5 protein-coding genes are annotated in these 7,925 nt (G+C 33.0%); all 5 read left to right on the forward strand.

Annotated features, from left to right (window positions below):
- Positions 1–1,044: iron-containing alcohol dehydrogenase family protein (locus RR554_RS07445; RefSeq protein WP_332467731.1), on the forward strand; the 1,044-nt coding region annotated here is incomplete at its 5' end.
- A 157-nt stretch (positions 1,045–1,201) separates the two neighbouring features.
- Positions 1,202–2,866 carry a peptide ABC transporter substrate-binding protein gene (locus RR554_RS07450; RefSeq protein WP_332463574.1) on the forward strand — a complete coding sequence of 555 codons (1,665 nt, stop codon included), beginning with the start codon at positions 1,202–1,204 and terminating at the stop codon, positions 2,864–2,866.
- 368 nt (positions 2,867–3,234) lie between these two features.
- A complete protein-coding gene (locus tag RR554_RS07455) occupies positions 3,235–4,881 on the forward strand; it encodes a peptide ABC transporter substrate-binding protein (protein WP_332467732.1) in 1,647 nt (548 codons plus the stop codon).
- A gap of 12 nt (positions 4,882–4,893) precedes the next feature.
- Complete coding sequence (gene pepT / locus RR554_RS07460) at positions 4,894–6,120, forward strand: peptidase T (RefSeq protein ID WP_332467733.1); 1,227 nt, start codon at positions 4,894–4,896, stop codon at positions 6,118–6,120.
- 236 nt (positions 6,121–6,356) lie between these two features.
- A complete protein-coding gene (locus tag RR554_RS07465; protein WP_443081328.1) occupies positions 6,357–7,859 on the forward strand; it encodes a flavocytochrome c in 1,503 nt (500 codons plus the stop codon).
- The last annotated feature ends 66 nt before the right edge of the window (positions 7,860–7,925 follow it).

Consider the following 7,925-nt stretch of genomic DNA (forward strand, 5'->3'; position numbering starts at 1 on the left):
AGAGGAGCACCTCAAGAATATATATGCAAGATAGGTGCATGGCAGGAGTTGGAAAACCATTTAATAGAAAGACGCGTCTCCAATGTTTTAGTATTACACGGAACAAGATCGTGGGAAGTAGCTAAAACATTCTTTCCTAAAATGAATCAAATAAAGTGCCATTATTTCCACTATAAAAATGAATGTAGTTTTGAAAATGAAGAATTTTTCATCGAACTGGTAAGAGAATATCAATTCGATAGTATCATCGCCATTGGAGGCGGGAAGGTGCTAGATTTAGGAAAACTTGTCGCTAACGATTGTTTAATAGACTGTATCTGCTTACCGACTCTTGCATCAACGTGTGCAGCCTATACACCTGTCAGTGTTATTTATAATCAAAAAGGTGAGATGGTTGATATGAAATTTTTTGCTAGAGGTATTAGTTTAACTTTAGTTGATCCTAGAATAATATTGAATTCGCCAGTTGATTATTTTGTTGCAGGTATCGGTGATACGCTTGCTAAGTGGTATGAATCAGATGCAGTTATTTCACAGTTAGAAAACTATCCTGTTGAACTTACGATTGCTAAATACTCAGCCAGTGAATGTCGGAAAAATTTATTAGAACATGGTAAAAAAGCTATTGAAGATTTAAAGAGTGGTTATTTATCAGAAAGTTTTGTTAAAGTTGTAGAGACCAATATTTTACTTGCAGGCATGGTTGGCGGATTTGGAGATAGATATGGAAGAACTTCAGGAGCTCACAGTATTCATGACGCATTAACATATTTACCTAATACGCATAAGTATTTACATGGTAAAAAAGTTGCTTATGGTATTTTGGTTCAGTTGGCAATTGAAGAAAAGAGGGAAGAAATTGAAACATTGGTTCATTATTATGATGAGATAGATTTACCTTATACATTAGCTCATTTAGATATTGAAATAGGTGATGTGGATTTAATAGCTGAAATATCTAATAAAGATGAGCTTATGCATTTATTGCCTCAAAAAATATCAAAAGAAGTAATAAAATTAGCAATTTTATCATTAGAAGCATAGTTTTAAAGAAGAGGAAAACCGCAAAAAAAGTGGTTTTCTTTTTTAATTAAAAAAACTTATGGTTAATTTTTAATTAAAATAAGATTAAAATTAAGTTGCTTTATTCTAATCTTTGTATTAGAATAACATTTATAATTTAAAAAGGGGGAAAGTTTTCATGAAATATAAAAAAATAATTGGAACACTTGCTTTAATGAGTTCTTTGTTACTTTTTGTTGGTTGTTCAAGTGGTGAAAGTAAAAAAGAATCAGGAAAAAAGAAAAAAGATACAACAACAGAACAAGTTGCTAAGTTTGGTATTCCACAAGAAATAGCATCGATAGATCCAGCTAAAGCAACGGATAAAGTCAGCTTTGGTGTGATGAATCAAATTTTTGAAGGTCTTTACCGAATGGATGATAAGAATATGCCACAACCAGCCGGTGCTAAGGAATTAGCTAAAGTTAGCGATGATGGTTTGACGTATACTTTGAAATTAAGAGAGGAATCTAAATGGACAAATGGTGAGCCAGTTGTGGCTGGAGATTATGTTTATTCATGGCAACGAGTAATAAATCCAGAAACAGCATCAGAATATGCCTATTTAATTGAAAATGTAAAAAATGCCAAAGCAATTATGGCAGGTGAGAAGAAACCAGATGAGTTAGGGATTGAGGCGGTAAATGATCACGAACTGAAAATTACATTAGATCATGCGATTCCTTATTTTGATTCTTTACTAGCTTTTCCAACATTTTTTCCATTGAATCAAAAATCTGTTGAGGAATTTGGAAAAGATGCCTTTAATACGAGTGAGAAAGTTGTCTATAATGGTCCATTCACGTTAGCTGAATTTGACGGACCAGGATCTGACATTGAATGGAAATACTTGAAGAGTAAAGACTATTGGGATGAAAAATCAGTAAAAATTGCAGAAATCCAAGCAACTGTTATTAAAGAAGCATCAACAGCGCTTAATCTCTATGAAGACGGCCAATTAGATGATGTTATTGTAACAGGTGAATTAGCTAAGCAGTATAGAGAAGATCCAAATTTTGTCGGTGAAAAAGATGGACGTGTGGTCTATGTAGATACAAATAAAGAGAGTAAAAAAGTACCATTTGATAACTTGAATTTACGAAAAGCTTTATTCTATTCAATTGACAATGAAGCCATTGTTGAAACTGTTTTAGGAGATGGCTCTGAAGCTGTTTCAGGTATTGTTCCAAGAGAGTTGTCTATCAATCCTGAAACTAAAAAAGATTTTGTTGATGAATCTAAAAAGTATAAAACATATGATAAGAAAAAAGCTAAGGAATATTTAGAAAAAGCTAAAAAAGAGTTGAAAACTGAAGATATCTCATTTGATATTTTAACAGATGACAATGATTCAACTAAAAAACTAGCCGAGTATTTACAAGGGTCATTTAAAGATGCGTTAGGTATCACAACAACTGTAACGCCAGTAACCAAACCAATTCGACTAGATAGGACGGATAAAGGTGATTTTGATATGGTAGTAACTGCTTGGGGTGCTGATTACACGGATGTGAGTTCATTCTTGGATTTATTTGTTACAGGAAATAGTTATAACAGAGGAAAATATTCAAGTAAAGACTATGACAAATTAATTGAAGAAGCACGAACAACGAATGCAACAAAAGAAAAAGCACGTTGGCAAAATTATTTAGATGCAGAAAAAATTCTTTTAGAAGATGATGCTGCTATTATTCCGGTGTATCAAGTAGTTGAAGGGCACTTAAGGAATCCAGATTTGACAGGCTTTATTGCTCATAGTGCAGGAGCGTCATATGAGTATAAAAATATTGAAATGAAAAAATAATAAGAAAAATGAGTTGACGGTTAGAAAATCTTTTGATAATATCACTATTAACAAATAAATAAATGGTCTGAGTTTTAAATGTATTGAAAAGGAAAGTACTTATTAAGGAAGCTTTTAGAGAGTCTCGGTTGGTGAAAAGAGATAGCGGGAAGAATAAGGAAAATGGCCTTTGAACAGATAGGTTGACTAGTTAAACCTATACGGGGGTGCCTGTTATCGCACGAAGGTATGATAGTACTGGATTTACAGGCGCTTTTTGATGAAAAGGTGGTCGCAAAGAAAAGAATCTTTGCCCTTTAACAAGGGTGGAGATTCTTTTTTTGTTTTCTTTTTAACATTTAAACGTAGACTAAAAAGGAGAAATTATGATGAAAAAGAACATATTATTGGGTAGTATTGTGACACTGGGACTGATTTTAAGCGCATGTAGTGGTGGAGAGGCAAGTAAGAAGGATGGTCAAAAAACTAATTCGGAAAAGGTTGAACAAAAAATAACCGTTAGTACACCTGCTCCGATATCAACATTAGATACGACACAAACCACAGATAAAAATACATTTACAATGGTTCAACACTTATTTGAAGGTTTAACTCGTTTTGATGAAAAAACAACACCAATTCCTGGTATAGCTAAATCGATTGATGTTAGTGAAGATGGAAAAGAATATCTATTTAAATTAAGAGATGATGCTAAATGGAGTAATGGTGAAAAAATAGAAGCGAAAGATTTTGAGTATGCGTGGAAACGACTAATTGATCCCAAAACACAAGGTCCTAATGCTTATTTACTAGATAATGTTGTTAATGGATTGGCTGTAAGAAATGGTGAGAAACCAGTAGATGATATTGGTTTTAAGGCTGTATCGTCAGAAGAATTTAAAGTAACACTTGAACACCCGCAACCGTCATTTCTTTCGGTTACTGCGATTGGTTGGCTTGCCCCACAACAAGAAAAATTTGTTAAGGAAAAAGGAAATAAATTTGGAACAAATAGTGAAGATATTTTATATAATGGTCCATTTTCTTTGAAAGATTGGGATGGAGCAAGTGATACTTGGACTTTGGTAAAGAATGATAATTACTATGATGAAAAATCTGTAAAATTAAAGGAAATTGCTGTTCAGACACTAAAAGAAGAAAACACAGGAATCAATTTATTTGAAAATGGCGAATTAGATTTAGTTAAAATTAGTGGCCAATATGTGGCTCAATATAAAGATAACCCAGGATATATTACTTTTTCTGAAGTTTCTAATAGCTTTTTAGATTTCAATAAAAAAGAGGGAACACCTTCAGCAAATGTGAACTTACGAAAAGCAATAGCTTTAGCTATTGATAAAAAGGGATTAACGGAAAGTGTATTGGCAGATGGTTCAAAACCATTAAACGGGTTAGTACCAGCGGGTTTATATGAAAATCCAGAAACAAAAGAGGACTACCGTAAATATGCAGGAGAGTTTTCAACATATAACGTGGAAGAAGCTAAGAAAATTTGGAAAGTAGCTAAAAAAGAATTAGGAGACAAAGTGAAAGTGACACTCCTTGCGTCTGATTCAGAGCAAAGTAAAAAAGTAACAGAATATCTTCAAAGCCAATTAGAGGATAATTTAAAAGGATTAAACATTTCAGTTAGTTTACAACCTGCTAATAATGTTCATCAATCAAGAGCAGATGGCAACTTTGAATTATCTTTATCAGGTTGGATTGCAGGAAGTAGCGAGTTAGATTCTTACTTTAATTTATATGTTAAAGATTCGTCATATAATGATGGGAAATTTATTAATGAAGATTACACAAAACTTGTTACAGATGCAAAAACAACAAACGCTAATAATCCGGACAAGCAATTTGCAGACTATAAAAAGGCTGAGGATATTCTTTTAAATCAAGAAGCTGCTCAAGTACCAATCTATCAAGGTGCTGGCAATTATTTGGTAAATCCTAATATTGAAAAAGTTGAATACCCATTGTATGGTGGTTATTTCTTTTTAAGAAATGCAGAAGTAAAAGAATAGTAGGAGGAAGTTATGAGGGAGAAATTATTAGAAAGATTTATATCTTATGTCAAAATTAATACACGTTCTGATCCTAGTAGCACAAGCATTCCAACAACAAAGTCGCAAATTGAATTTGCTTTAATTTTAAAAGAGGAACTAAAAAGAATTGGGTTAGCAACTATTAGTTATAACGAGAAAAATGGATTTTTAGTAGGTTGCTTACCTAAAAATGCTGAAGATTATCTAAGTATTGGGTTCATCGCTCACTTAGATACAGCAGATTTTAATGCTGAAAATATCTCACCGTTAATCCATCCTAATTATGATGGTAAAGATGTTTGCCTAAATAAAGAAAAAGATATTATTATGAAAGTAACCGAATTCCCAAATTTGAAAGATTATGTTGGTCAAACACTGATAACAACTGATGGAACAACTCTTTTAGGTGCTGATGATAAAGCAGGAATCGTTGAAATTCTTAGCGTGTTGGATTATTTTATCAGTCATCCAGAAGAAGCTCATGGTGATATCTGGGTAGCTTTTGGTCCAGATGAAGAGATAGGTCAAGGAGCAGATCATTTTGATGTATCAGCATTTCCAGCAGCGTTTGCCTATACGATTGACAGCGGACGTGTTGGACATTTTGAGTATGAAACATTTAATGCCGCACAAGCGAAGATTACAATAGATGGTACAAGTGTTCATCCAGGAACAGCTTATGGAATGATGGTCAATGCAATTAAACTAGGTCAAGATTTTGATCGTCGTTTACCAGTGGATGACGTTCCTGAAAAAACAAGAGATAGGGAAGGTTTTTATTTGTTACATGATTTTCATGGTACTGTTGACCAAGTTGAGATGATTTATATTATTCGTGATCATGATAAAGAGTTGTTTGAAAAAAGAAAACAATATTTAATTGAAGGTGTGGAAAAGGCAAATCAAGAGTTGAATCGAGAACGTTTTTCCATCGAATTAAAAGATCAGTATTATAATATGAAAGAAATTATTGAAAAAGATATGAGATGTGTCGAAATTGCGCTTCAGGCAATGAAAAATTTGAACATTGAGCCAATAGTTACACCCTTTAGAGGTGGAACAGATGGTTCAAAAATTTCTTACATGGGGCTACCTACTCCAAATATCTTTACAGGTGGAGAAAATTTTCATGGTCAATACGAATTTATTACTTTAGAAGTAATGGAAATAGCAACTAAAACACTGATAGAGATAGTTAAAGAAAGTAAAGAGATGTAAAAAAATTCCCGAATTTCTTGTTATCAATACATTTTAAAAGTTTGGAGAAAGCTAGCCAACGTTGGTTAGCTTTTTCTTTGAATTAATAAATAGTTAGGAAAAATTTAAAAATATAAGAAGGGTACATTATAACTTTGTGAAAAAAGTTATGAAAATAGTTGAAATTCATCAAAAATTATTGTAAACTTTCATTGTTCAAACAATCACAATTAAGGAGTGTAACAATGAAAAATAAAATGTTAAAAACAGTAACAACAAGTTTAGCTGTCATGTTTCTTTTGGCAGGTTGTGCCGGTGGAAAAGAAACGGCTAAAAAAGATGAATCTAAAAAGACAGAAAGCTCAAGCTCAGAGGTAACAACAGGTGCATCTGAAAAGGGCTATACTGATCCTAAAGATATGAAAGATAAGTATGATATTGTTATTGTTGGTGCTGGTGGAGCAGGGATGGCAGCAGCTATTGAAGCAAAAGACGAAGGTAAAAATCCCGTTATTTTAGAAAAAATGCCAGTTGCAGGAGGTAATACTTTAAAATCTTCAAGTGGAATGAACGCTTCTGAAACGAAATTCCAAAAAGAACAAGGTATTAAAGATAGTAACGATAAATTTTATGAAGAAACTCTTAAAGGTGGACACGGAACAAACGATAAAGAGTTATTACGTTATTATGTAGATAATTCAGCAGATGCTATCGATTGGTTAGATGGTATGGGAATTAAATTAAACAACTTAACAATCACTGGTGGTATGAGTGAAAAAAGAACTCACCGCCCAGAAGATGGTTCAGCTGTTGGTGGGTATTTAGTCGATGGCCTACTAAGAAATGTTCATGAAAAAGAAATTCCATTATTTGTTAATGCTGATGTGACTGAAATTACTGAAAAAGATGGTGCAGTCAGCGGAGTTAAAGTAAAAGTGGATAAGAAAGAAAAAGAAATTAGTAGTAAAGCTGTTGTTGTGACAACAGGTGGCTTTGGCGCTAATCCTGAAATGTTAGAAAAAGAAAAGCCTGAATTAAAAGGCTACGTAACGACTAACTCTGAAGGTAGTACTGGAGACGGTATTAAGATGATTGAAAAACTTGGTGGACAAGTGGTAGATATGGATCAAATCCAAATTCATCCTACTGTTCAACAAGATAAAGGCATTTTAATTGGTGAAGCGGTTCGTGGTGAAGGTGGAATCCTAGTTTCTCAAGAAGGTAAACGTTTTGTTAATGAAATGGATACTCGTGATAATGTATCTGCGGCTGAAAATAAACTAAAAGAAAAATCTTCTTATTTAGTATTTGATGGTGGAGTGAAAGAAAGAGTTAAAGCTATTGATTTCTATGAAAAACAAGGATTTGTTAAAAAATCAGGGACAATTGAAGGTTTAGCTAAAGAAATTGAAATGGATGCTAGTGTTTTAAAAGAAACAGTTGATACTTGGAATAAAGCTGTAGCAGATAAAAAAGATACAGAATTTAATCGTGAAACAGGTATGGATAAAGGTTTAGAAAAAGCTGATTTTTATGCGATTAAAGTAGCACCTGGTATTCATTACACTATGGGTGGTATAAAAGTTAATAATAAAACAGAAGTTTTAGATAAAGACGGTAAAGCAATCACTGGCCTTTATGCGTCAGGCGAATTAACTGGTGGTTTACACGGACAAAATAGAATTGGTGGTAACTCAGTAGGAGATATTATCGTATTTGGCCGTCAATCAGGTAAGCAATCTGCAACTTTTGTAAAATAAAGAGATATAAAGGAGGTCAACTTAATAAGTTGAACCTCTTTTTTTCTGTTAAACTAAAGAAAAATT

Origin of the sequence: Vagococcus sp. (genome assembly GCF_036639995.1) — a bacterium.
Taxonomy (GTDB): Bacteria; Bacillota; Bacilli; order Lactobacillales; family Vagococcaceae; genus Vagococcus.